A 24,349-nucleotide genomic window follows, 5' to 3' on the forward strand; every position below is an offset into this window, starting at 1 on the left:
GCTTCGTCACTCCGGAGCGGACCCTGGAGGCGGAGACATGCTCGGAGGAGCTGGTGGTGCAGGGCTGGGACCTGATGGGCAACCTGGCCCCGCTGTCCGAGCTGGAGGTCCCGATGTCCCTGTTCCGATGCATCCCCGCCGCGCTGCTGCTCCTGACGGCGTGCGCTTCCCCGGGCACGTCCATGGAAGAGGTGATGCGCCGCACCGCGCCCCTGATGCCGAAGCGGCCGGATCCGCTGACCTACGGCACCCGGCCGGAGAACCCGGTGCGGGTGGGCTGGGGCGACAAGGGCGTGATGGCGTACTTCAAGCTCCTGCGCGGGCCGCAGGGCCAGCCGGTGGCGTGGCGCCTCATGGGGGACTGCTGCGAGTTCACCCAGGTGGATGGCCAGGGCGAGGGGAAGGGCCAGCTGTCCATCTTCGAGGTCACGTACGACGGGCTGGACACGCCGGTGGTGCTCTACGTGGACGCCTTCACCGGCGGGAACGTGTACGCGCCCTGGGGCTTCCTGCTGGAAGGACAGGGAGACACGCCGCCGCCATCCGGGATGGAGCCGGAGGTCATCGACCTGTAGGCGCCGCCCGTTGAACCCCATGATTCCTTGAAAGCTCCGGACCTTATGCGTCCTCAAAGCATGGGAGGCCCCTTCCTGGGTGGGGCTGCCGTGCCTGGATGCAAGGGTCGACAGGAGTGTGACTTTCCCTCCGGCTGTTGACCGTCACGCTGGCAACCTCCCTGTGTGCATGGGAGGTGCGGCGCTCTTGGCGCTGCGCTAAGCGTTCGACCGCTCTCCCGACGGAGGAGGAACCGTGGCGGCTGTGAAGAAGAAGCGTTGGCCGTATGTGCTGGGAGGCATCCTCGTCCTCCTGATCGCCATCGTGGCGGTGGTGCTGTGGCGCCTGGACGCCATCCTGCTGAAGACGGCGCGCGACCAGGCCGCGACGTATTCGCAGAAGCTGGGGCGCCCCATCGAGATTGGCGACGTCTCCACGAAGCTCTTTCCCTACGTGGGCGCTCACATCCAGAACGTCAGCGTGGGCGCCGCCGAGGGCGAGGACCTGCCGCTCGCGGAGGTGAAGGACGTGACCGTGAGCGTGGCGGCGATGCCGCTGCTCACCTCCAAGGGCAAGGACATCCGCGTGCAGGACGCGGAGGTGTCCGGGCTCACCGTGAACGTCATCCGCCTGGCGGACGGCACCACCAACGTGCAGCGCCTCCAGGAGAAGCTGGCCGCGCAGCAGCCGAAGGAGGAGACGCCCGAGGAGGAGACGCAGCCCACGGACCTGTCGGGCGTGCACGTGGAGCGCGCGGCGCTCACCGACGGCACCATCCGCTTCGTGGACCGGGCGGGCGGAGCTCAGGCGCGCGAGCTGGCGGTGAAGGACCTGGACATCGAGGTGAAGGACCTGCGCGTGGGCCAGCCGCTGAAGGTGGACCTGGCGGCGGCGGTGCTCGCGGACAAGCAGAACTTGAAGATGACGCTCGCCGCGGCGCCGCTGCCGGCGACGCTCATCCCCACGCCCGAGCAGGTGACGCTGAAGGCGGAGCACATCGACCTGTCGCCGCTGGGGCCGTTCCTGCCCCCGGACGTGGGGCTGCAGGCGGGCACGCTGGACGCGGACTGGAAGGCGGACCTGGGCGGCGCGGTGCCCGGCGGCAAGGGCCCCACGAAGCTCGTGGGCGTTATCAAGGCGCTGGGCATGAAGTTCGCCGGCTCCGAGGGCGGCAAGGCGCTGGACGTGGTGCTCGACACGGACGTGACGGGCGATATGGCCACCGGTGACCTGGCGCTGGACAAGCTGAACCTGAACCTGGGCCCCGCGGCCATCACGGGCAAGGGCAAGGTGAAGGGGCTGCTCACGGACAAGCCCGCGGTGGAGGGCCTTGAGCTGGTGGGCCGCAACCTGGATCCCGCCGTGCTCGCCGAGTACTACCCGCCGCTGCGCAAGCAGCTCAACGGGATGATCGCCGGCCCCATTGGCCTGGACGTGCGCGGCAGCGGCACGCAGGAAGCGCAAGCCATCAACATCGCGGTGGACCTGACGCCGGTGCGGCTGCGGGTGCCGGATCAGCTGACGAAGGAAGCTGGCGGCGCGATGAAGCTGAACGCGAAGGTGACGGGCGCGGCGGCGAGCGGCGGCGCGCTGCGCTTCGACGCGAAGGCGGACCTGAACGGCGTGGACATGCGGCCGGGCCTGCTGGTGAACAAGGCGCCGGGGCAGCGGCTGGAGGTCGCGGCGGCGGGCACGTACGCGCCGGCGAAGACGGGCAGCGGGATGACGGTGAACGTCACCAGCATGAGCCTGGGCGCGCTGGAGGACACGGTGACGGGCACCGCCACGGTGGCGCTCGCGGGTACGGGCAAGAAGGCGACGACGACGTTCAAGGCGGACGTGAAGGCCGCGAAGCTGGATGCGGAGAAGTTGTTGATGAGCGAGGAGCAGGTGCTGTCTCGCACGGGAGGCAAGCCCCCGCCGGAGCCGCCGCCTGGGGAGGCCAATCGCTTCAACGGCTACCGGGGTGACATCCAGTTCGCCATCGCGTCGCTGCGCTACACGGCGATGGACCTGACGAACGTGACGGGTGTGGTGAAGATGGTGGACGACCTCATCACGGTGGAGAAGTTCTCGACGGGCATCTACGGCGGCAAGGTGGTGGCGGACGGGACGACCATCCGCCTGGGGCCCGCGCCGGAGGCCCGGCCCTTCACCGCGAAGGTGCAGGTGCAGGGCCTGGAGGTGGCGCAGGCGCTGGCGGCGCGCACGCCGAAGCAGGTGCTGACGGGCAAGTTCAACGGCAACGTGGACGTGCAGGGCGTGGGCTACACGCCGGACAAGCTGCAGCAGACGCTGCTGGGCGGCATCAACGGCAACCTGCTGGAGGGCACGTTCCTGGGCAAGGACCTGGTGTCGTCCGTGACGGGGCCGCTGGCCAAGGCGCTGCCCTTCGCGAAGGCGCTCAAGAGCGGCGACGTGACGTCGCTGGGTGGGGACCTGCCCTTCAGCGTGACCATCAAGAACGGCGTGGCGCAGCTGAGCAAGCCCATCACCTGGACGCGGCCGGAGGCGGCGATGAGCTTCGACGGCGGCATCGGGCTGGACGGCACGCTGGACCTGACGGGCGGCGTGTCGCTGACGCCCGCGACCATCAAGACGCTGACGGTGGGCAAGGTGACGCCGACGGAGGCCATCCCGGTGGGGCTGAAGATTTCAGGCAAGGCGTGGAGCCCGGAGGTGACGGGCGTGGACGTGAAGCCGGCGGCGACGACCATCCTGAAGATGGCCGGAGGCGCCGCGCTGGGCGGTCTGCTGGGTGAGAAGGGCAAGGCCGTGGAGGACATCATCACGGGCGGCCAGGACAAGGCGAAGGCCGAAGCAGAGGCGAAGCGTCAGGAGCTGGAGGCGCGCGCCAACGAGGAGAAGAAGAAGCTGGAAGACCAGGCCCGCCTCGAGCAGGAGAAGGCCAAGCAGCGCGCCGAGGAAGAGGCGAAGAAGCGCCTCAAGGGCATCTTCGGCGGGAAGTAGGCGCCGCGAAGTTCGCGGGTCGCAAGAACGCCGCGGAGCTCTCCAGGGAGCTTCGCGGCGTTCGTGCATCGGCGTCCTGACTGGACCGAAATGGAGTCCGGCGGCTGAACCGCTACTGCCCGCCGGCGGCGCGCGTGTCCCAGCCACCGCCGATGGGCCCGCCACGGGGGCCGCCAGCGCCGCGCGGGTTCATGTCGTCGCGGCGCATCTGCTGGTACTGCGTCATTTGCTCCGCGCTGAGCACCTTCTGCATCTCCGCATCGGTCTGCGTGCGCAGGTCGCGCATCTGCTGACGCATGTCACGGCCCGGCCGGCCTCCCGCCATCGCCGTCGACAGCTCCTGGCGCTTCGCGTCCTCGGCCTGCATCGCCTTCGTCAGCGCCTGCTCCTGGCTGTAGTTGAGCCGCGCGTTGCTGATGAAGTCCTTCATGCGCTGGGAGCGCTCGGTCTCCGCCTGCACGCGCATCTGGTCCACCTGCTGCTGCCACTGCTGGCGCTGCTCGGTGCGCTGCTCGTCCTGCACCGTGCGCATCAGCTCCTTCAGCGACTGCTTCGCGCTGTCGTTGGTCAGCGCCTCGCCCACCACCACGCCGCGCAGCTCCTCGCGCAGCCTCGCGACCTCCGCCTCCAGGCCCGCGGGAGGAGGACCGCCCGTGCCGGCCGAGGCCGTTCCACCGCCCTGCTCGAAGGCCATCATCCGCCGGGACAGGAGCTGCACCGTCTCCTCCAGCGCCTTCACCCGGTTCTGGAGCGCCCGGACGTCCGCCGTCGAGTCCTGCACGCGGGGCGCCTCCTGGACGACAGGGGCCTCCGACTTCCCAGGCCCCCACAGGGCCACCCCGAGCGCCAGCGAAGCCAACCCCACCGATGCGATGCCGAGAATGCGGTTCATGATGCTCTCCCTGACGGAACTCCCGGCCGCGTATTCCATCGCGCCCCCGGGCTCCGCCCTGCGCCTGCATCCTCCCACCCTGCCCGCCTCCCGGGGAACCGTCCTGCGATGCGTGCCTGCCTGCCCTCCGTGTCGCGAGCGTTGACCTCCTCCGGCGGGGCACGGAGAGTCCCCCGCCATGACGCTCCGTCCCATCACTGAAGTCGGCGCCGAGCTGGGTCTCGCGCCGGAAGACGTCCTCCCCTGGGGCCGCGACCGCGCCAAGGTGTCGCTGGACGCCCTGGGCCGCGGCTCGCGCCAGGGCCGCATGGTCCTGGTGTCGGCCATCAACCCCACGCCCCCGGGCGAGGGCAAGACGACCATGTCGGTGGCGCTGGCCATGGGGCTGCGCAAGCGGGGCCGCAAGGCGGTGGCGGCGCTGCGCGAGCCGTCCCTGGGGCCCGTCTTCGGCGTGAAGGGCGGCGGCACCGGCGGCGGGCAGGCGAGCCTGGAGCCGGCGGCGGACATCAACCTGCACTTCACCGGCGACCTGCACGCCATCACCAGCGCGCACAACCTGCTGTCCGCGCTGGTGGACAACGCCGTGTACTACGGCCACCCGGTGGCGCTGGAGGGCACGCGGGTGCGCTGGCGCCGCGCGATGGACATGAACGACCGGTTCCTGCGCAACGTCATCGTGGGGCTGGGCGGCAAGGCGCACGGCGTGCCGCGAGAGACGTCCTTCGACATCACGGCCGCCAGCGAGGTGATGGCCATCCTGGCGCTGGCGGAGAACCTGAAGGACCTGGAGGCGCGGCTGGGGCGCATCGTGGTGGGGCAGGCGCCGGACGGCTCGCCGGTGCGTGCGAACGACGTGAACGCGGCGGCGTCCATGGTGGCGCTGCTCAAGGACGCGCTGATGCCGAACCTGGCCCAGACGCGCGAGGGCGGGCCGGCCATCGTGCACGCGGGGCCGTTCGGCAACATCGCGCACGGGTGTTCGTCGGTGGTGGGCACGCGGCTGGCGCTCGCGTACGCGGACGAGGTGGTGACGGAGGCGGGCTTCGGCTTCGACCTGGGCGCGGAGAAGTTCCTGGACATCAAGTGCCGGAGCGCGGGCGTGTGGCCCCGGGGCGTGATGCTGGTGGTGACGCTGCGGGCGCTGAAGCACCACGGCGGCGCGGCGGCGGCGCAGGTGGCGGAGCCGGACCGCGAGGCGCTCCTGAAGGGCTTCAACCACCTGGAGAAGCACCTGGAGTCGGTGGCGGCGTTCGGCCTGCCGGCGGTGTTGTGCGTGAACCGGTTCCCGCAGGACACGGAAGGCGAGCTGGACGAAGTGCGCGCGTTCGCGAAGGCGAGGGGCGTGGGCATCGCCGTATGCGACGGGTTCGGCAAGGGCGGCGAGGGTTCGCTGGAGCTGGCGGACACGGTGCTGGCGATGCTGGACGCGACGGACGCGGCGCCGCCAAAGCCGCGCTTCCTCTACGAGCTGGAGCAGACGCCGGAGGAGAAGATCCGCGCCATCGCGCGCACGGTGTACGGCGCGGACGACGTGGCCTTCACGCCAGGGGCGCGCAAGGACCTGGAGACAGCGCGAGCGCTGGGAGGCGCGGGGCTTCCGGTGTGCATGGCGAAGACGCACCTGTCCCTGTCGGACGACCCGGCGAAGACAGGCCGGCCCCGAGGCTTCACGTTGACGGTGCGAGAGGTGCGCCTGTCCGCGGGAGCAGGCTTCCTGGTGGCGCTGACTGGAGAGTTGCTCACCATGCCGGGCCTGCCGCGCGAGCCCGCTGCCCGCCGCGTCACGGTCCACCCAGACGGCAGCATCACGGGCCTGATGCAGGGCGAGTGACGTCAGAGGTAGGGCCTAACGTCTCCCGTCTTCTCTCGACGGGAGCACTCGCCCCTGGCCCATTCCAAGCGCACCAAGACATCCCCCCATCATCTTGACGGAATATCATCCAGGAATGATATTCCGTCTCATGGGATTGAAGTCTTCGGAACCGATGAGTTCCGGGACTGGTTCCTTGCTCTCGACGAAGAGACGGCGCGGTCCGTGGACCACGGGGTGGAGCTTCTGGCCGCGAAGGGGGTCGCACTTGGGTTCCCGTACAGCAGCCAGCTCAAGGGCTCTTCCCAGCCGCTTCGGGAACTCCGCATCCAGTCCGGAGGGCATCCCATCCGGGTCTTCTACGCCTTCGACCCTGCGCGCAACGGAGTCCTGCTTCTGGGGGGCGACAAGACCGGAGACAAGCGCTTCTACGAGAGAATGATCCCCCAGGCAGAGAAGATCTGGCTGCGATACCTCTGGGAGAGGGCCGCCGGACTTCACGACGATTCGAAAAACGAGCGCGAGGAGACGGAGTCATGAAGCTCCACAGCTGGAAGGGGATGCGCCGGGAGAAGTTCACGCCAGCGCAACTCAAGGAACAGGATGAGCGCGTCCGGAAGGAACTCCTGGAGATGAGTCTGCGGGAGGTGCGCGAGTTCGCGGGGATGACGCAGACGCAGCTCGCCGAACGGATGGGCATCTCCCAGGGTCAGCTCTCCCAGACCGAAGCCCGGGACGATCACCGGCTCTCCACGCTCCGGCGCGCCGTGGAGGCCATGGGCGGAGAAATCGAGGTCTCCGCCGTCTTCGGCGACAAGCGGATCATCCTCAAGGGCGTCTGACGCACGACGGGCCGCCCCGGTGTTCCGGAGCGGCCCGTGGGCCCTGCGTGATGCCTTCGCGGACGGCTAGACGCGGAACGTGGTCGACAGCTCCTGGAGCTTGCCCAGGGACGTGTTGATCTGCCCCACCGCCTGTTCGGCGTTGCTCGTGGCCATCACCACGTCGCTCATCATCTCCGACAGCTGCGTCACCACTTCCGTCATCTGCGTGATGCCCGCGTTCTGCTGCGTCACCGAGGCGACGATCTGCCGCGCCGCCTGGCTGCTCTCCTGCACCACCTGCGTGATGTCCTTCAGCGTCGTCGCGGACGAGAGCACCTGCTCGATGCCCTCCTCCATCTTCTGGCTGTCCTCCTCCGCGATGCCCACCGTCTCGCGGATGGCCTGGTTGATCTCCAGGAGGATCTTCCCGATGCGCTGCGTGCTCTGCAGCGACTGGCTGCTCAGCGCCCGCATCTCCTTGGCCACCACCGCGAAGCCCCGGCCTTCCTCGCCGGCCCGCGCCGCCTCGATGGCCGCGTTCAACGCGAGCACGTTCGACTGGTCCGCCAGGTCCTTCACGCTGCCGATGATTTCACCCGCGTGCACCGCCTGCTCGGACAGCACGCCAATGCTCCCCACCAGCGCACCCACCCGCGCGCGGATCTGCTGCAACCCCTCCGCGCTCCGCTCGATGGACACCTGTCCGGAGGCGCTGTACGCGTCCGCCTGCGCCGCCACCTTCAACACCATCTCCGCGCGGCTGGCCGCCATGCCGGACGTCTGGGCGATCTCCGCGATGGTGGAGCTGGCCTCCGTGAGGCTGCGCGACTGGCTGGTCAGGAAGTTGAGCTGCTCGTGGCTCGCCGCGTTCAGCCGCGACGCCGCCGCCGTCAGCTCCGTCACCACCGAGCGCAGCGTGTTGGGCACCGAGCCCAGCCGCGTCATCAACGTCTGGATGCTGCGCGCCAGCTCGCCCACCTCGTCCTGCGCGCTCGTGTCGATGGCCAGCGACAGGTCGCCTTCCCGCACGATGCGCGTCGCCGTCGCCGTCAGCCGCGCCAGGGGCGTCGTCACCTCGCGCAGCAGCCACACCGTGGCCACCGCGAGCGCCACGATGCACGTCACCGCCAGCACCAGCACCCACGTCAGCGTCATGCCGTGCAGCGACGACACCTCCATGAAGGTCTCTCGCTGTGACGCCTCCTGCTGCGCCGTCACGGACTCCAGGTCGGCGTGCACCGTCCGGTACGAGGGCTCCAGCTTCCCGAGCGCGGCCTCCGCGGCCGCGTCATTGCGCGCCGCCAGCGCCACCACCTGCGACGCCTCCTGCCAGTAGCGCGTGAAGGCCCCCTGCAACGCCTCCACCTTCGGGCCGTCCACGTCCGGAAACGCTCGCAGCGCGGTGAGCCCCTTCTGGAGCTCCTGCACCTGCGCGTCCAGCGTCTCCTGCTTCACCGCGTGCAACGCCACCGCGTCGGCCACGTCCTGGTGTAGCGCGGCGAACCCCGCGCGGGACGTCTGCGCCTGGCTCACCGACGGCGCCAGACTGGCACCAATGCGCTCCGAGGCATTTCGCGTGCGCGCGCCCAACACCACCGTCACCGCCACGATGGCCACCAGGAACGCCGCCGCCACCGTCGGCAGCACCATCATCTTCTGCTTGAGCCTCATCGCCATCACGCACCCCCTCGCGGGCCCATGTCACCCATCCCGATGAAGCGCGGCCGTACTCCCGCGCCGGGCCTGCTGCGCCAGCTCATTGTCGCTCATCCTTCCGCGGCCCCAACGGGCTCCCCCGAAGACCGGGGCTCCGTCAGGACACGTAGGATAGACAACACCTCTCCCCCCGACTCAAGCCCGCGCCCCTTGAAATATCCTGGAAACGGGTCTGCATTGCCCCGCAGGGTCATACGGGACACTTCGTCCTGTCAGGTGGGACACTCGGTGGAGGACGCCTCACGTCTGCCGAGGAGGCCCGGAAGGCATCCTGGCGCGATCATTCCAGCCGTCCGGCATGGGCTTCACTGACAGTGTCGGTGGCCTGGGTGCGTCCATACAGGCCCTGGCCCGGCCGCTCGGCGGCGCTCAGCGGGTGGGTCGTGGGAGGAAGGGCTCCACCTCGCGGTGGCAGGTGTCATCGCATTCGGAGAAGCGGACGAGGAACGCCGCGTGATTCGCGCACTTCTTGGGCCAGCGTGAGGCGCCGCCGTCCGCCAGGCACAGCAGGCGGAACTCGTCGCGGGTGTCCGTGAAGAGGGCCTCACGCTGCGAGGGGGACATGGCGTCCAGCGCGCGGTCCTCCCCGCCCTGGAGCCAGATGAAGACGCCTACCATCGCCACGAAGACGAGGGCCAGCCAGGTGCCCTTGCGCAGCCAGATGCTGGGCGGAGGGGCCAGCTCCTTCGCGAAGATGTTCTTTTCATCGCCCCCCTCGTCCGGAGGCGTCCCTTCGTTGCCCATGGGCTCCCTTCCATCCATGGCGCGTGCCAGCCGCACGGCCGTGCCGCAGCAGACACCAGCCCGTCCCGCGTTGCACCTTGCAACCGCCATCCAGGGCACACCGTGCCGGATGCAATGCGCCCCCGAGGCTTGCGCCGCCCGGCATCCGACAGACGGGCCCGGCACACGGCGTGCTCTTAGACTGGGACCATGGAAGTGCGTGCCAGTACCGAGGCGACGGAGCGCCCCATGCGGGTGCTCGTGGTGGACGACGAGCGAAACATCCGCCACACCCTGCGAGTGTGCCTGGAAGGTCTGGGCTGCGAGGTGCGCGAAGCCGCCACGCCGGAGGCCGCGCTCGCGGCGCTCGCCCAGGGCCCGGCGGACCTGGCGTTCGTGGACCTGCGGCTGGGCAACGCGTCCGGACTGGAGCTGCTGCCCCGCCTGCTCGCTGAGTCCCCCGCGCTGGACGTCATCCTCATCACCGCCTACGCGACGTTCGACACGGCCGTGGAGGCGGTGAAGCGCGGCGCGCGCGACTACCTGCCCAAGCCGTTCACCCCCGCGCAGATCCGTCACGTCCTGGAGCGCGCGAAGGCGCAGCGTGAGCTGGCCTCGCATTTGGGGGACCTGGAGGGACAGCTGGCGCAGGCGGTGCCGGAGGCCACGCTGGAGACGGCGTCTCCGGCCATGCACGCGGCCATCGGCTTCATCCAGCGCGCGGCCACGTCCGACGCCTCGGTGCTGCTGCGCGGGGAGAGCGGCACGGGCAAGGGGGTGCTGGCGCGGGCGCTGCATTCGATGAGCGCGCGGCGCAAGCGGCCCTTCGTCACCATCAACTGCCCCACCCTGTCCGAACAACTGCTGGCGAGCGAGCTGTTCGGCCACGCGCGCGGCGCCTTCACGGGCGCGGTGAAGGACCAGCCGGGGCGCGTGGAGCAGGCGGAAGGGGGCACGCTCTTCCTGGATGAAGTGGCGGAGATGAGCCCCGCGCTCCAGGCGCAGCTGTTGCGCTTCCTGCAGGAGAAGCAGTTCGAACGGCTGGGCGAGGGGCGCACGCGCAAGGCGGACGTGCGCGTGGTGGCGGCCACGCACCGCGACCTGGAGAAGGACGTGGCGGAGGGACGCTTCCGCGAGGACCTGATGTACCGGTTGAACGTCCTGGAGGTGAAGCTCCCCGCCCTGCGCGAGCGGCCGGAGGACCTGCTCCCGCTGGCCCGCCGCTTCATCGCCTTCTTCGCGAAGGCCGCGCAGCGTCCGGCCCCGGAGCTGTCGCCCGCCACGGAGGCGATGCTGCGGGCCTACCCCTGGCCGGGCAACGTGCGCGAGCTGCGCAACGCGCTGGAGCGGGCGCTCATCGTGGGCGCGTCGGGAGTCGTGGAGCCGCAGGCGTTCCCGGAGCGCATCGCGTCCGCGGTGGGGCCAGGGGCGACGCTGGGCGGGCCGCACACGCTGGAAGCGGTGGAGCGCGAACACATCCTGCGGGTGATGGCCTCCGTGCCGACGCTGGATGAAGCAGCCCGGCTGCTCGGCATCGATGCGTCGACGCTGTGGCGCAAGCGCAAGAAGTACGAAGCGGAGACGTGACGCACGCGGCCTGTGCGCCAGTGCATGCAGGCCCGGCACTGGAGGCCGGGGCGTGCAGGGGCGCTCGTCCTGGAGAGTGGATTGCGCCCTTGCGCGCGCGTGCGAACCCTGGCCCGTCATGAACCTCATCGACGTGCTCATCCAGCAGCACCGCGACGCCGAGGCCCTCTTCGAGGCCTGGCACCATGCGCCGGACGAAGAGAAGCCCGCGCTGTGCCTGCGGCTGGCCGAAACGCTCACGATGCACAGCACCGTCGAGGAGCGCTGGGTGTATCCCGTCGCGCGGAGCGTCGTGGACGGGCCGCGCATCGACTTCGCGGTGGAGGAGCACGGGGAGATGACCCAGCTGCTCTCCGAGCTGCTGCGCGTCCGCCACGACCCGCGCCGCCGCGAGGCCACGGTGCGCCAGCTGGAGGCGGTGGTGGCCCAGCACATGACGGAGGAGGAGCGCGAGGTGATTCCCCAGCTGCGCAAGATGGACGCGGGCGCGTTCGGCCTGTCGAGCGCTGAAATCGTCCGCTCCGCGTCCGACGCGCAGAACGAAGCGATGCGGCAGCTGGAGGCGTCCGCTCCGCAATGACCGCGGACTTCAGCCCTGCTCAGGCTGCGGCAGCGTGAACCAGAAGGTGCTGCCCCGCCCCGGCGCGCTCACCACGCCCAGCTCGCCGCCGTGGGCCTGGACGATGTCGCGGGCGATGGACAGCCCCAGCCCCGCGCCTCCCGCTGGGGCTCCCGGGGCGCGGTAGAACTTCTCGAAGATGCGGGCCTGCTCCTGGGCGGGGATGCCTTCGCCGGTGTCCTTCACCTCGAAGCGCACGTGGGTGCCGTCACGCGACACGTGCACGGACACTTCGCCGTCGTGCGGCGTGTGCTTCACGCCGTTGCCCACCAGGTTGCCCAACACCAGCCGCAACCGGTCTGGATCCACCCGCACCGTCTCCACGTCCGGTGACAGGGATTGCGACAGGCGCACGCCGCGGTCCTCCGCCAGCGTGCGCTGCGCGGCCAGCGCCTGCTCCACCAGCTCCTCCGTGCTCACCTCCCGCACGTCCAACTGGAGCTTCCCGGACTGGATGCGCGACAGGTCCAGCAGGTCATCCACGATGCCCTGCAACCGCTCGCAGTCCTCGCGCGCCGCGAAGAGCAGGTCCGCCTGCTTCTCCGTCACCTGTCCCACGACGCCTTCCGCCACCAGGTGGATGGCCATGCGCAGCGACGTGAGCGGCGTGCGGAACTCGTGCGCCACCGTGGCCACCAGGTCGTTCTTCAGTTCGTCGAAGCGCCTCAGCCGCGTCACGTCCTGGAGGATGAGCGTGGCGCCCACCACGTCGCCGGTCTCGCCGTGCACCGGGCTGCCTCGCGGCAGGAGCCACCGGACGCCCTCCGGAGACGACTCCACGCGCACCGCCTCTTCGTAGCCCCGGGGCTGGTACGCGCCCCTTCCGCCCACGACGTGCGCTCGCACCCGCTCCAGCACGGCGCGCACCTCCGGTTCCACCCGGCCCAGCGCGTCCCCGCCCTCGTCCAGCCGCAGGCGCAGCACCTTCTCCGCCGCGGCGTTCACGTTGAGCAGCCCTCCTTCCGCGCCCAGCACCAGCACGGGGTCGGGCAGGCTGTCGATGGCCGCCTGGGACACCGCCTGTGCCTGGAGCAGCTCGCCCAGGCTGCTCTTGCGGTACTGCGCCAGCCGCTCCGCCATGGTGTTGAAGTCCCGCGCGAGCCCGGCGATTTCGTCCCGCCCCTCCACCGCGGCTCGCGCCTCCACGTCGCCCTGCCCCAGGCGGCGCACTGCCTGGGACAGCACGGACACCGGCCTGAGCGCTCGCTGCACCAGCGACGTCGTGAAGAACAGGCCGAAGCCCAGCGCCGCCACCACCGCCAGCGCCATCAGCGTGTTCACCTGCTCGCTCTGCTGGCGCAGTTGGTCGTTCTTGCGCACCATCGCGTCCTGGTTCAGCGCGAGGACGGACGACGCCGCGGCCTTCGCCTCCTGGAAGGCCGGAGCGAGCGCTTCGAAGTAGCGCGTGCGCGCGGCCCCCGCGTCACGTGCCTGGAGGAAGACGTCGAACTCCTCGCGGTACTTCGTCCACGCGGTGCGCAGCCGCTGCGTGGCCTCCGCCTCGCCGGGCTCGGTGATGTTGCCCAGTTGGACGCCCAGCTCCGTCTCCAGCGGAGGGCGCTGCGTGGCCTGTTGGGTGAGCCCCCGCTCGCGCTCGCCCGCGATGATGAACAGCGCCGCGCTGTCCATGCGCTCCAACTGCTCCGTGATGCGCTGGGTGGCGAGCACGCTGCGGTAGTTGTCCTCCAGCACCTGCTGGCCGGAGCGGCCCACGCGCGCCAGGGTGATGACGGCCGTGGCTCCCAGGAAGAGCAATGCCAGCACCAGCGGCGCCTGGGCCATCAGCAGACGCGAGCGCAGCGTCATGGGTGCTTCTCCTCATGGGACTCGAAGGACACGACGTGGATGTCGAAGCCCTCCCCTTCCCGCAGGAGGCGCGCGTCCGCGGTCATCCCCAACCGCTGGCGCCACTTCGACTGGTGCGAACGGCCGATGATGATGTGCCCCACGCCGTGCGAGCGGGCGAAGTCCAGCAGCGCCGCCACGGGGTCGCGGGAGCGCAGGCGCACCACCTCCGCGCCCAGCTCCTTCGCCTTCTCGATGTTCGTCAGCAGGTGCCGCTGCGCCTCCGCGTCGATGAGGTTCGGCGCCTCGCCCGGCGTCTCCACGTACACCACGAACCAGTCCGTGTTGAGCCGGCCCGCCATGCGCGAGCCCCGGCGCAGCAGCGTCGCCGCGCGCGGCGGATGGCTGGAGAGGGCCACCAGCACCCGGCCCCACGTGCCGCCCTTCTGGGATGCGTCCTCGCCAGCTCGGGCCTGCCTGCCCGTGGTGGCCCGGTCCAGGCTCTCCGCCACTTCGCGCAGGGCCAGCTCGCGCAGCGTGGAGAGGTTGTCGCCGGTGAAGAAGCGCTCCAGCGCGTGCGGCACCTTGTCCGGCGCGTAGATTTTTCCCGTCTTGAGCCTTTCGTGCAGGTCCTCCACCGCGAGGTCCAGGTTCACCACCTGGTCGGCCGTCTTGAGGAAGCTGTCCGGCAGGGTCTCCCGCACGGTGACGCCGGTGTTGCGCTCCACCAGGTCGTTGAGGCTCTCCAGGTGCTGCACGTTGAAGGCGCCAATGACGTTGATGCCCGCGGCCAGCAACTCCTGCACGTCCTGGTAGCGCTTGCGGTGACGGCACACGGGCGCGTTGGTGTGGGCCAGCTCGTCCACGATGGCCACCTGCGGCTTGCGCGCGAGGATGGCGTCCAGGTCCATCTCCTCCACGGTGACGTCTCGGTACGTGATGCGCTGGCGCGGCACGACCTCCAGGCCGGCGACCCGTGCCTCCGTCTCGGGACGACCGTGGGTCTCGATGAAGCCCAGCACCACGTCCACGCCGCGCGCCTTCAGCGCGTGTGCTTCCTCCAGCATGCGGAAGGTCTTGCCCACGCCCGCCGCGAAGCCGATGTAGAGCTTCAGCCGGCCGCGACGGCCGCGCTCCACCAGCTCCAGGAAGTCCTCCGCGCGAGGGCGCCGCGTCGTCATGCCTGCCTCCTCCTCACCGGGAGGCCGTGGGCGCGGGTCCGCCGAACTGACGGTCCATCGCGAGGTTCAACGTGAGCACGTTCACCCGGGGCTCTCCCAGCACGCCGAACGTCCGGCCTTCCACCCGTGACATCACCAACGCCCGCACGCGCGCAGGGTCCAGGCCGCGCGCTCGCGCCACGCGGGGAACCTGCCACAGCGCTGACTCCGGCGACACCTGCGGATCCAACCCGGACGCGGAGGCTGTCACCAGCTCGCCGGGCACGGGGCCTTCGGCCTCGGGGTTCTCATGGCGCAGCCGGTCCGCCTCCGCCACTGCTCGGTCGCGGAGCTTCCGCGAAGTGGGGCCCAGGTTGCTCCCGCTGGAAGCCGTCGCGTCCCAGCCCGTGCCCGCGGCGGAGGGACGCGGCTGGAAGTAGCCGGCTTGAGTGAAGCCCTGGGCGATGAGCGCGCTGCCCACCACCTGGCCGCGGTCATCCTTCACGAGCGACCCGTTGGCTTCATCCGGGAACAGCACCTGCGCCACACCGGTGACGGTCAGGGGGTACAGCACGCCCGTAAGGGCCAGCGTGACGGCGCTGACACGCAGGGCGGTGAGGAGCGCGGAGACCATGGTGTCGGTGTTCCTTTCTCGAGTGCTCATGCCAGGCCCACGGTGGTGAGCAGCACGTCGATGACCTTGATGCCCACGAACGGGACGATGACGCCGCCCACGCCGTAGAGGAGCAGGCTGCGGCGCAGGAGGGCCGCCGCGCCCAACGGGCGGTAGCGCACGCCCTTCAGCGCCAGCGGGATGAGCGCCACGATGATGAGCGCGTTGAAGATGACGGCGGACAGGATGGCGCTGAACGGCGACGTCAGCCTCATCACGTTGAGCGGGGCAATCTGCGGGAAGACGCCCATGAACAGCGCCGGGAGGATGGCGAAGTACTTCGCGACGTCGTTGGCGATGGAGAACGTGGTCAGCGTGCCTCGCGTCATCAGCAACTGCTTGCCCACCTCCACCACCTCCAGGAGCTTGGTGGGGTTGGAGTCCAGGTCCACCATGTTGCCGGCCTCCTTGGCGGCCTGGGTGCCGGTGTTCATGGCCACGCCCACGTCCGCCTGGGCCAGCGCGGGCGCGTCGTTGGTGCCGTCGCCCGTCATCGCCACGAGCTTGCCCTTGCCCTGCTCCGCGCGGATGAGCGCGAGCTTCGCCTCCGGGGTCGCCTCCGCCAGGAAGTCGTCCACGCCGGCCTCTCGCGCGATGGCCGCCGCGGTGCGCGGGTTGTCGCCGGTGATCATCACCGTGCGGATGCCCATGGCGCGGAAGCGGTCGAAGCGCTCCTTGATGCCGCCCTTCACCACGTCCTTCAGGTGGATGATGCCCAGCACCCGCGCGCCGTCCGCCACGGCGAGCGGCGTGCCGCCCGCGTCACCGATGCGGCCCGCAGCCCGGGTCAGCTCCTCCGGCACGGTGCCGCCCTGCTCCTGCGTGTAGCGGACGATGGCGTCCACCGCGCCCTTGCGGATGCTTCGAGGGTGCGGGTCCACCAGGTCGCAGCCGCTCATGCGCGTCTGCGCGGTGAAGGGGACGAAGGTGGCCTGGTGCATTCGCAGCTCGCGCGGACGCATCTTGTATGTGTCCTTGACCAGCGTGACGACGGAGCGCCCTTCCGGCGTCTCGTCCGCGAGGCTCGCGAGCTGCGCGGCCTCCGCCAGCTCCTCCGCGCGCACGCCCGGCATGGGCAGCAGCTCCGTGGCCATGCGGTTGCCCAGGGTGATGGTGCCCGTCTTGTCGAGCAGCAGCGTGTCCACGTCCCCCGCCGCCTCCACCGCGCGCCCGCTGAGCGCGAGCACGTTCTTGCGCAGCAGCCGGTCCATGCCCGCGATGCCGATGGCGCTCAACAGGCCGCCGATGGTCGTGGGGATGAGGCACACCAGCAGCGCCACCACCGCCGTGCCGGACAGAGGCACGCCCGAGTAGAGCGCCAGCGGCACCAGCGTCACGCACGCCATCAGGAACACCAGCGTGAGGCCCACCAGCAGGATGTGCAGGGCGATTTCGTTGGGCGTCTTCTTGCGGGCCGCGCCCTCCACCAGGCCGATCATCCGGTCGAGGAACGACTCGCCGGGGTCCACGCTGATGCGGATGACGATGCGGTCGGACAGCACCTTCGTTCCTCCGGTGACGGCGGAGCGGTCGCCGCCGGACTCGCGGATGACGGGGGCGGACTCGCCGGTGACGGCGGACTCGTCCACGCTGGCGATGCCCTCCAGCACCTCGCCGTCGCCCGGGATGATGTCTCCGGCTTCGCACACCACGCGGTCCCCCTTGCGTAGGGCGGGGGCTCCGACGCGCTCCTCTCGGCCGTCGTGGGTGAGGCGGCGGGCCTGGGTGTCCTGACGCATGCGGCGCAGGGCGCTCGCCTGGGCCTTGCCGCGGCCCTCCGCCACGGCTTCGGCGAAGTTGGCGAAGAGGACCGTGAACCACAGCCACAGCATCACGGACACGGTGAACCCCATGGGCGCGGTGGGTTCCCCAGAGACCGTCAGGTCCTTGAGGACGAACACGGTGGTGAGGAGGCTGCCGGCCCACACCACGAACATCACCGGGTTGCGGGCCACGTCACGGGGGTGGAGCTTCTTGAAGCTCTCCCAGACGGCGGGCTTGAGCAGCGTGGGGTCCAACAGCGAGGCCTGCTTGCTTGCGGGGGCCATGGTCAGAACACCTTTCCGGCCGCGCCGAGGAAGTGCTCGACGATGGGGCCCAGGGACAGCGCGGGGAAGAACGTCAGCGCGCCCACGACGACGACGACGCTCACGAGCAGGCCGGTGAAGAGGACGCCGTCGGTGGGGAAGGTGCCGGGCCCGGGGGCCACGGCCTTCTTGCCCACGAGCGAGCCCGCCAGCGCCAGCACCGGCACCATCATCAGGAAGCGGCCCGCGAGCATCGACACACCCAGGCTGAGGTTCCAGAACGGCGTGTTGGCGTTGAGGCCGGCGAAGGCGCTGCCGTTGTTGGCCACGCCGCTGGTGAACGCGTAGAGGATTTCGGACAGGCCGTGCGGCCCGGCGTTGTTGAGGGACGACGTGCCCTGCGGGAGCACCGCGCCCACGGCGGACAAGCCCAGGATGACCAGCGGGAAGACGAGCACGTACAGCATCGCGAGCGTCATCTCGCGCGCTTCGATCTTCTTGCCGAGGAACTCCGGCGTACGGCCCACCATCAGACCCGCGATGAAGACCGCGAGCACCGCCATCACGAGGATGCCGTAGAGGCCCGCGCCGACGCCGCCGAAGATGACCTCGCCCAGCTGCATGTTGACCATGGGCACCAGCCCGCCGAGCGCCGTGAAGCTGTCATGCATGGAGTTGACCGCGCCGCATGACGCGTCGGTGGTGACGGTGGCGAACAGCGTGGAGGCCGCGACGCCGAAGCGCGTCTCCTTGCCCTCCAGGTTCCCGTCCTGGACGACGTTCGCGGCGGTGAGCGCGGGGTTGGGTTGGACTTCCGCGGCGTAGCTGGCGGCGGCGCCCAAGAGGAAGAGGACGGACATGGCCGAGAAGAGGACCCAGCCCTGCTTCGTGTCTCCGGTCATCTTGCCGTAGGTGTACGTGAGGCCCGCGGGCAGCACGAAGATGAGCAGCAATTGGACCAGGTTGGTGAGCGGCGTGGGGTTTTCGAAGGGGTGGGCGCTGTTGGCGTTGAAGAAGCCGCCGCCGTTGGTGCCCAGCATCTTGATGGCCTCCTGCGAGGCCACGGGACCGAAGGCGAGCGTCTGCTGCACGCCTTCCACGGTGGTGTGCTCGGGATAGGGCGCGAGGTTCTGGAGCACGCCCTGAGATACGAAGAACAGGGCCACGAGGAAGCTCAGGGGCAGGAGCACGTAGAGCGTGCCTCGCATCAGGTCGACCCAGAAGTTGCCCAGGGTCTTGCGGCCTTCCGGGCCAGGGCGGCGGGTGAGGCCTCGCGCGAGGGCGAGCGCGACGCCCAGGCCCGTGGCGGCGGAGACGAAGTTCTGCCACGTCAGCCCCAGCATCTGGGTGGCGTAGCTCAGGGTGGATTCACCGGCGTACGACTGCCAGTTGGTGTTGGCCACGAAGCTGGCGGCGGTGTTGAAGGCGAGCGCCGGGCCCACGGCGGGCAGGCCCTGGGGGTTGAGCGGGAGCACGTGCTGGAGCCGCTGGAGTGCGTAGAGGACGACGAGGCCCACGGCGCTGAAGGCGAGCAGGGCGGCGGTGTACTGGCCCCATGTCTGCTCCTGGTCGCGGCGCACGCCGCACAGGCGCAGCAGGGCGCGCTCGATGGGACCGAGCACTCGGGGCAGGGGTTGGGTGTCGGCCTCGAAGACGCGGAAGAGGTAGAGGCCCACGGGCTTCGTCAGCGCGAGGACGAGCGCGAAGAACAGCAGGGTCTGGAGCCAGCCAAGGAGGGTCATGGCGGGCTCCTAGAAGCGCTCGGGCCGAAGCAGGGCGTAGACGAGGTAGACGGAGAGGAGGACCGCGAGCGCGGCCCCTGCGGCGTATTCGAAGGTCATGACGGGGGACTCCTCACAAGCGCTCGCAGCCGTGGGTGTAGGCCGCGCAGAGCGCGAAGAAACCGTTGGTCACCAGGATGAGGACGATGTCCATGGGTGAAAGCTCCGCTTCAGGGTTCAGAAGGTGGCGACCGCGCCGACCACGAACAACGTCTGGTGTTGGCGCGGGAGGGGTGGCTGTTCTCCGCGCGCTGGACCGTCGAAGACGTTCTGGGTCGAGTGGTCGTGGCGGGCCTCGGCCTTGAGGACGAGGTGTTCAGCGGGCTTCACTTCCAGGGTGAGCGTGCCCTCGACCAGGGTCTGCGGGGTGCCGCTGAGCAGGCCATCCCGGTCGCGGTACACCTCCGCGCGCGCGGTCACGGCCACGGGCTCCGAGACCTGGACGCGCACGTTGGCGCCCGCCGCGTACCAGAGGGCGGCGGAGGTCCCCGGGCGGGCCTGCCGGCCCACGTCCGCGGTGGCGGCGACACTCACGGCGTCGGTGGCCTTCAGGGTGACGACGGTGTCCGCGAACAGGCGCAGGGCTTCCGCATCCCCGGCGCCTTCGTTGCCCACGAAGGTGTTGAAGGCCGCACTCAGCCGGTCGCCCGCGTAGGCGACCTGGGTGCCCAGGGCCTTGCCGCCGTTGTTGTCCCCGATGGTCTGCCAGCCATTGAGCAGGTGGAGTTGCGCGCTCCAGTGCCCATCGAAGCGCCAGGTCCCCTTGAGGCCTGTCTGGTAATAGGGCGAGAACTCGCCCATCCACGAGCGGCTGTAGGTCCAGTTGAGCTGGGATTGAAAGGACTCGAAGCCGATGTGGCTGGGATAGATGCCTGCCTCCAGGGTGAGCGGGCCTCGCGCGAAGGACAGCGATGCCTGCTGCACATAACGCCAGACGTCCGGGCCGGTGGCGTCCTCCTCGGGCTCCGCGCGGTGCAGCACGTCGATGCCGGTGCCGAAGCCGAGCAGGACGCGGAAGCCCACGGGCTCCGGCGCCAGGTTCACGCCCAGCGACGCCAGGTTGACGGTGATTTCGTCATGCCGCCGAGCGGTGGTGCCGGTGCCCGGCAGGAAGTTCACGTCGCTGTCGGGGCGATTGAGGTTGTAGGCGTAGTAGGCGTCCACGCCGCCCTCGACTTTGAGTCGGGAGAGCAGCGAGGGCGCTTCGGGAGGGGACTGCGTCAGCAGCAGGTGAAGCAGGTGGGGAGCAATGTCGGGAGCCATACCGGGCTCCCTTCATGAGCATCCGCCGTACCGGAGCGGGCCTCCGTCAGGCCCAGGCATTCCGAGAGGTTGCGTGCGCGGCACTCAGGTCCGGATTGCAATGTGCACGAACTGGCCCTGTTCGCCCCTGCGAGGTGAAAGGGGGCGACGGCGTTACAGTAGGGAGCGGAGGTGGTTGGCGTGCATCGGTACCGGTGGAGCGAGAGCATCGAACCCAGGCTTCAGCAGGCGACCGAGCGCATGCGCCGGTTACGCGCCGCCACGATGCCGCCTGCTGCGGTGCAGAGCCTGCGGCACTGGTTCCGGATCCACCACACGTACAACTCGAATGCGATTGAAGGGAACCGGCTGACCTTGCCAGAAACGCGCGCCGTAGTGGAAGACGGCATCACCATCGCGGGCAAGTCGCTGAAGGATCACTTCGAGGCGGTCAACCTCGCGCACGCGCTCGACTTCGTGGAAGCGCTGGCAAGCAAGGAGACCGTGCTGGGTGAGCGCGACGTGCGCGAGATGCACGGCATCGTCCTGCGGGGCATCGACCCGGAGAACGCCGGTGTCTACCGGCGCATCAACGTGCGGATTGGAGGCACGGTGCACGTGCCTCCAGAAGCGGTCCGGGTGCCCGAGGAGATGCGGGGCTTCGGTGAGTGGCTGGCTGGGGCGAAGGCGGAGCATCCCGTGGTCGTCTGCGCCATCGCGCATGCGTGGTTCGAGACGATCCATCCCTTCGTGGATGGGAACGGACGGACAGGGAGGCTGATCGCCAACCTGTTGCTGATGCGGGAGCACTACCCGGCCATCGTCCTGCTCGTCGAGGACCGGGCGCGCTACTACACGGCGCTCGATGCGTCCCATTCGGGAGACATCTCCGCGATGGTGGAGTTGACGCTCGACCGTCTGGACCAGAGCTTCGCGGAGTACGAGCGCGCGGCCCGTGAGGTGACTGAAGTCCGTGAGCCCGCGATTGATTACCTTGCGGAGCAACTGGGCAAGACGCGAGCCGCGACGTCATCCCAGTTCAGCCGTTGGTACGAAGCCGTCCGGGCCCTTCATGAAGCACTCGTGGACTTCGCGGGGCAGTTGATGTCGAGATTCCCAGAGAGCAATCAACCGCGCCTGCATGTCTCCGACCTTCCTGTTCTGACCGAACGTGAGTGGGCAATCATGCAGAGAGCCCCTTATCGCCTCTTCGAGCTTGTAGGGGATAGCCATGGCGAGCACATGGAACTATCCCTCGGCGTGAACCCTCCAGGTGGGTGGAGCCGGGAGGCTGCTTGTATCCAGTTCACCATTCCAGGCATGAGGAACATTGGGTCTGATTACTGGATCCAAGCGGTCCCCACAGGACACACCTTCCGTGTCTTGCGCGATGAGCCTGGTCTCAGCCATCCACAGTCAGACGTGTCCGCGATCCAGCTCGCAACGGAGATCTGGACCGCGGCCATCAAGCACCTGCTCCAGACTCGCTGACCTCACGGACTGCTGGACACGGACGAGTCGCAGTCCGAGGTGCACTTGCCCGAGCAGGCGACCTGTCCGGGGTACGAGTCCAGGATGGCGCACTGGGTGCCGCCCGTGCAGGACACGAGCTCGGTGCAGACCCTGGAGTCGTCCACACAGCGTGCCTGGGACACGCCGTCCAGCTTGAGCACGAGGCAGGACAGGCCCTGGGGACACTGGGGCAGGTCCACTCCGCACTCCTGCGCCAGGTCCAGTGACTGACCTTCGCGCAGCTTCAGCCTCCCCTGCCCGCCCTCGCCGCCCGAACCACAGGCCGCCAGGGCCATCACCGTCAGACAACCGCTCAGCATTCGCATCCAGCGCATCGTGGCTCCTTCGAATCGTGAAGCGTCATGCCCGGAGCAAGGCGTGGACCAGGGGGGCGTCGCTGGGATTCCGCGCGCTTGGCGGGCGGAGACAGCCTCGGAAATCTGATGCCGCCTCGAATCCCTGGCGGCTCACGCCTCAGCGGAACTCGTCCACGATGTACATGCCCGCGCGCGGTGCGTTGAGGATCGCCGTTCCTGGCATGGACTCGGGTCGCTTGCGCAGCTGCCCGAAGCCGAGCCTCGCCACCGCGCAGATGGGCACGCGGTCCTTTCCCTTCAGGAACTGCGCCTCGTAGTAGCGAATGACCGGCTGAGCACCACCCGTCCACACGCGGCCATACAGCCGGAGCGGCGATTCCAACGTGCCGACGTCCTGATCCAGCACGCTTTCGATGGGCCCGTCGTGAAGCGTGATGTGCTCCGCCCGACTCTGGTTCGCATCGAGCTGTACCCATGCGGACTCCCCCACGTAGAGGCGCAGGTATCGCATGACCTCCAGCGCCTTCTCCGGGCACTTCTCCGCCATGGGAGTGCCATCCGAGCGAAGCCGGACGTCACCCGGGGTCGTCGCACAACCCAGCGGCAGCCCCAGCAAGCCCACGAGCACGTATTGGCGGGGAATCATGAGGCGTTCCTACTCCTCCAGCAGGGTCGGCTCCAGCTGAACAAAGGCTTGCAGAAGCCCATCCTGCCGGTACAGCTCCAGCCGCAGGGTGGTCAACAAATCTGATGCCGCCCCGAATCCCTGGCGGCCCATGCCTCAGCGGAACTCGTCCACGATGTACACGCCCGCGCGCGGGGAGTTGAGGATCGCCGTTCCTGGCTTGGACTCGGGTCGCTTGCGCAGCTGCCCGAAGCCGAGCCTCGCTACCGCGCAGATGGGCACGCGGTCCTTTCCCTTCAGGAACTGCGCCTCGTAGTACCGGATGACCGGCTGTGCTCCGCCCGTCCACACGCGGCCGTACAGCCGAAGCGGCGATTCCAAAGTGCCGATATCCTCATCCAACACGCTCTCGATAGGCCCGTCATACAGCGTGATGGTCTCCGCCCGGCTCTGGTTCGCATCCAGTTGGACCCATGCGGCTTCGCCCACATAGAGCTGGAGGTACCGCATGACCTCCAGCGACTTCTCCGGGCACTTCTCCGACATAGGCGTTCCATCCGCACGAAGGCGGACGTCGCCCGGAGTCGTCGCACACCCCGGATGCAGGACCAACAGGCCCATCCAGGCCACGAGCACGTATCGACGTGAGGTCATGCGGCCGTTCCTACTTCCCGAGCAAGCTCGGGCTCAACTCAACAACCGCCTGCCGCAGCCCATCGTGCCGGTACAGCTCCAGGTACAGGGAGGTCAGGGTCCCGCCTTTTCTGATGCGGCCTCGAATCCCTGGCGGCTCGTGCCTCAGCGGAACTCGTCCACGATAAACTCGGGGATGAGAATGCCCTGCCTCTTGATTACCAGGGTGAGCGTCTTCGGGAGCATCCATGCGGTTGATGTGGCTTATCGCCTTACTACTTTTCCTGGGAGGGTGTGCGACGACTCGTGTTGTCCATCTTGATGTTGGAGACGGCAGGCAGGTGGTTCACGAGTCCCGGGATATGGATCCGGTTCAGGTGAGCGAGAACGCGTTCGAGGCGGCCCTCACGCAGCTCATCCTGGACATGCGCATGGACGTTGCCTTCCGCGAGATGGATGCGGCCGACCAGCGAGGATGGGTGAGGTCCCGGTCGTTGCTCGCATCCTCGAAGGGGCTCCCAAATTCGGGGGCTGGGGCGTCTCCGGAGTCCCTCTATTCGCGCATCTGCCCCGATGGGGACGACTGTCTGACCCTGGTGGGCGGAACGGGGCTGCCCTTCTCGCGCAAGGACCGGACGTTGATGGCCCTGTCGTTCGCGCTGGATGGGGTCTGGGCCAGTGTCGAGGATGAGGTCGGCAAGCTGCTGAACCCGGTGGTGCTCAAGGCCATGGTGACCTCGGCCGCATTGTCCGTGCTCCTGACGATGACGCTGCCGGAACTGTCATCAAAACACCTGTGTTAGCGGGAGTGGCTGCGACGACGATGATGTTGCCTCGTCCTTTGGCGGCTCGCTCCATGTGTAAGAGCGGCTTTGATGCGGCGCTCGATGGCGGGGGT

At 69.2% G+C, this 24,349-nt stretch carries 21 protein-coding genes and 1 pseudogene; 9 read left to right on the plus strand and 13 right to left on the minus strand.

The features are described 5' to 3' along the window. Both D7Y21_RS41975 and D7Y21_RS29215 read left to right on the plus strand, forming a co-directional pair. Window positions 1-575, plus strand: a 575-nt coding sequence (locus D7Y21_RS41975) for a hypothetical protein (protein WP_121717059.1), incomplete at its 5' end; no start/stop codon positions are given. Between the two features lie 235 nt (window positions 576-810). Continuing rightward, a complete protein-coding gene (locus D7Y21_RS29215; RefSeq protein WP_121717061.1) occupies window positions 811-3,525 on the plus strand; it encodes an AsmA family protein in 2,715 nt (904 codons plus the stop codon). Between the two features lie 112 nt (window positions 3,526-3,637). Here D7Y21_RS29215 and D7Y21_RS29220 read toward each other — a convergent pair whose 3' ends face one another. Continuing rightward, window positions 3,638-4,417 (minus strand): hypothetical protein, encoded by a 780-nt coding sequence (locus D7Y21_RS29220; protein ID WP_121717063.1) that lies wholly within the window; start codon window positions 4,415-4,417, stop codon window positions 3,638-3,640. 178 nt (window positions 4,418-4,595) lie between these two features. Between D7Y21_RS29220 and D7Y21_RS29225 the strand changes: the two genes are divergently transcribed. The 3 genes from D7Y21_RS29225 (at window position 4,596) to D7Y21_RS29235 (ending at window position 7,069) form a co-directional block, all read left to right on the plus strand. Further along, window positions 4,596-6,248: a formate--tetrahydrofolate ligase gene (locus D7Y21_RS29225; protein WP_120565431.1), complete on the plus strand. Its 1,653-nt coding sequence runs from the start codon at window positions 4,596-4,598 to the stop codon at window positions 6,246-6,248. A gap of 135 nt (window positions 6,249-6,383) precedes the next feature. After that, on the plus strand, window positions 6,384-6,767 hold the full coding sequence (locus D7Y21_RS29230; RefSeq protein WP_121717065.1) for a type II toxin-antitoxin system RelE/ParE family toxin: 384 nt from the start codon (window positions 6,384-6,386) through the stop codon (window positions 6,765-6,767). After that, the gene (locus tag D7Y21_RS29235; RefSeq protein WP_233591760.1) at window positions 6,764-7,069 is read left to right on the plus strand and encodes a helix-turn-helix domain-containing protein; all 306 of its coding nucleotides are present in this window, start codon (window positions 6,764-6,766) and stop codon (window positions 7,067-7,069) included. The genes D7Y21_RS29230 and D7Y21_RS29235 overlap by 4 nt, the downstream gene beginning before the upstream one ends. Window positions 7,070-7,135: 66 nt before the next feature. On the opposite strand, the gene D7Y21_RS29240 is transcribed toward D7Y21_RS29235, so the two are convergent. Beyond that, window positions 7,136-8,728, minus strand: a complete 1,593-nt coding sequence (locus D7Y21_RS29240) for a methyl-accepting chemotaxis protein (RefSeq protein WP_120565433.1) — start codon at window positions 8,726-8,728, stop codon at window positions 7,136-7,138. A gap of 408 nt (window positions 8,729-9,136) precedes the next feature. After that, window positions 9,137-9,511 carry a hypothetical protein gene (locus tag D7Y21_RS29245; RefSeq protein ID WP_120565434.1) on the minus strand — a complete coding sequence of 125 codons (375 nt, stop codon included), beginning with the start codon at window positions 9,509-9,511 and terminating at the stop codon, window positions 9,137-9,139. A 228-nt stretch (window positions 9,512-9,739) separates the two neighbouring features. Here D7Y21_RS29245 and D7Y21_RS29250 point away from each other — a divergent pair, with 228 nt between their 5' ends. Continuing rightward, complete coding sequence (locus D7Y21_RS29250; protein ID WP_121717068.1) at window positions 9,740-11,077, plus strand: sigma-54 dependent transcriptional regulator; 1,338 nt, start codon at window positions 9,740-9,742, stop codon at window positions 11,075-11,077. A 118-nt stretch (window positions 11,078-11,195) separates the two neighbouring features. Further along, the gene (locus tag D7Y21_RS29255) at window positions 11,196-11,657 is read left to right on the plus strand and encodes a hemerythrin domain-containing protein (RefSeq protein ID WP_120565436.1); all 462 of its coding nucleotides are present in this window, start codon (window positions 11,196-11,198) and stop codon (window positions 11,655-11,657) included. Window positions 11,658-11,666: 9 nt separating this feature from the next. Here the strand turns inward: D7Y21_RS29255 and D7Y21_RS29260 are convergent, their stop codons facing one another. The 7 genes from D7Y21_RS29260 to D7Y21_RS29290 all read right to left on the minus strand — a co-directional run bounded on the left by D7Y21_RS29260 (window position 11,667) and on the right by D7Y21_RS29290 (window position 20,385). Next, a complete protein-coding gene (locus D7Y21_RS29260) occupies window positions 11,667-13,502 on the minus strand; it encodes an ATP-binding protein (RefSeq protein WP_121717070.1) in 1,836 nt (611 codons plus the stop codon). Next, the gene (locus D7Y21_RS29265) at window positions 13,499-14,662 is read right to left on the minus strand and encodes a sensor protein KdpD (protein ID WP_121717072.1); all 1,164 of its coding nucleotides are present in this window, start codon (window positions 14,660-14,662) and stop codon (window positions 13,499-13,501) included. Before D7Y21_RS29265 ends, D7Y21_RS29260 begins: the two co-directional genes overlap by 4 nt. Window positions 14,663-14,675: 13 nt before the next feature. Next, window positions 14,676-15,275 (minus strand): potassium-transporting ATPase subunit KdpC, encoded by a 600-nt coding sequence (gene kdpC, locus D7Y21_RS29270; RefSeq protein WP_121717074.1) that lies wholly within the window; start codon window positions 15,273-15,275, stop codon window positions 14,676-14,678. Window positions 15,276-15,301: 26 nt separating this feature from the next. Continuing rightward, window positions 15,302-17,362: a potassium-transporting ATPase subunit KdpB gene (gene kdpB / locus D7Y21_RS29275; RefSeq protein ID WP_121717076.1), complete on the minus strand. Its 2,061-nt coding sequence runs from the start codon at window positions 17,360-17,362 to the stop codon at window positions 15,302-15,304. 2 nt (window positions 17,363-17,364) lie between these two features. Then, window positions 17,365-19,083, minus strand: coding sequence for a potassium-transporting ATPase subunit KdpA (gene kdpA, locus D7Y21_RS29280; RefSeq protein ID WP_121717079.1), 1,719 nt, complete (start codon window positions 19,081-19,083; stop codon window positions 17,365-17,367). A gap of 9 nt (window positions 19,084-19,092) precedes the next feature. Next, complete coding sequence (gene kdpF / locus D7Y21_RS29285) at window positions 19,093-19,182, minus strand: K(+)-transporting ATPase subunit F (RefSeq protein ID WP_120565442.1); 90 nt, start codon at window positions 19,180-19,182, stop codon at window positions 19,093-19,095. Between the two features lie 117 nt (window positions 19,183-19,299). Then, window positions 19,300-20,385, minus strand: coding sequence for a porin (locus D7Y21_RS29290; protein ID WP_121717081.1), 1,086 nt, complete (start codon window positions 20,383-20,385; stop codon window positions 19,300-19,302). A gap of 180 nt (window positions 20,386-20,565) precedes the next feature. Between D7Y21_RS29290 and D7Y21_RS29295 the strand changes: the two genes are divergently transcribed. Beyond that, on the plus strand, window positions 20,566-21,855 hold the full coding sequence (locus D7Y21_RS29295) for a Fic family protein (protein ID WP_120565444.1): 1,290 nt from the start codon (window positions 20,566-20,568) through the stop codon (window positions 21,853-21,855). A 2-nt stretch (window positions 21,856-21,857) separates the two neighbouring features. Here D7Y21_RS29295 and D7Y21_RS29300 read toward each other — a convergent pair whose 3' ends face one another. The 3 genes from D7Y21_RS29300 to D7Y21_RS29310 form a co-directional block, all read right to left on the minus strand. Next, entirely contained in the window at window positions 21,858-22,202 is a 345-nt protein-coding gene (locus D7Y21_RS29300) for a hypothetical protein (RefSeq protein ID WP_233591761.1), read from the minus strand. 148 nt (window positions 22,203-22,350) lie between these two features. After that, on the minus strand, window positions 22,351-22,839 hold the full coding sequence (locus tag D7Y21_RS29305; protein ID WP_121717083.1) for a hypothetical protein: 489 nt from the start codon (window positions 22,837-22,839) through the stop codon (window positions 22,351-22,353). Between the two features lie 135 nt (window positions 22,840-22,974). After that, a complete protein-coding gene (locus D7Y21_RS29310; protein ID WP_121717085.1) occupies window positions 22,975-23,472 on the minus strand; it encodes a hypothetical protein in 498 nt (165 codons plus the stop codon). A 227-nt stretch (window positions 23,473-23,699) separates the two neighbouring features. On the opposite strand from D7Y21_RS29310, the pseudogene D7Y21_RS29320 reads away from it, so the two are divergent. Further along, a pseudogene (locus D7Y21_RS29320) lies at window positions 23,700-24,242 on the plus strand (hypothetical protein); the annotation flags it as partial. Window positions 24,243-24,349 lie beyond the last annotated feature (107 nt).

This window comes from Corallococcus sp. AB045 (genome assembly GCF_003668895.1).
Lineage (GTDB): Bacteria > Myxococcota > Myxococcia > Myxococcales > Myxococcaceae > Corallococcus > Corallococcus coralloides.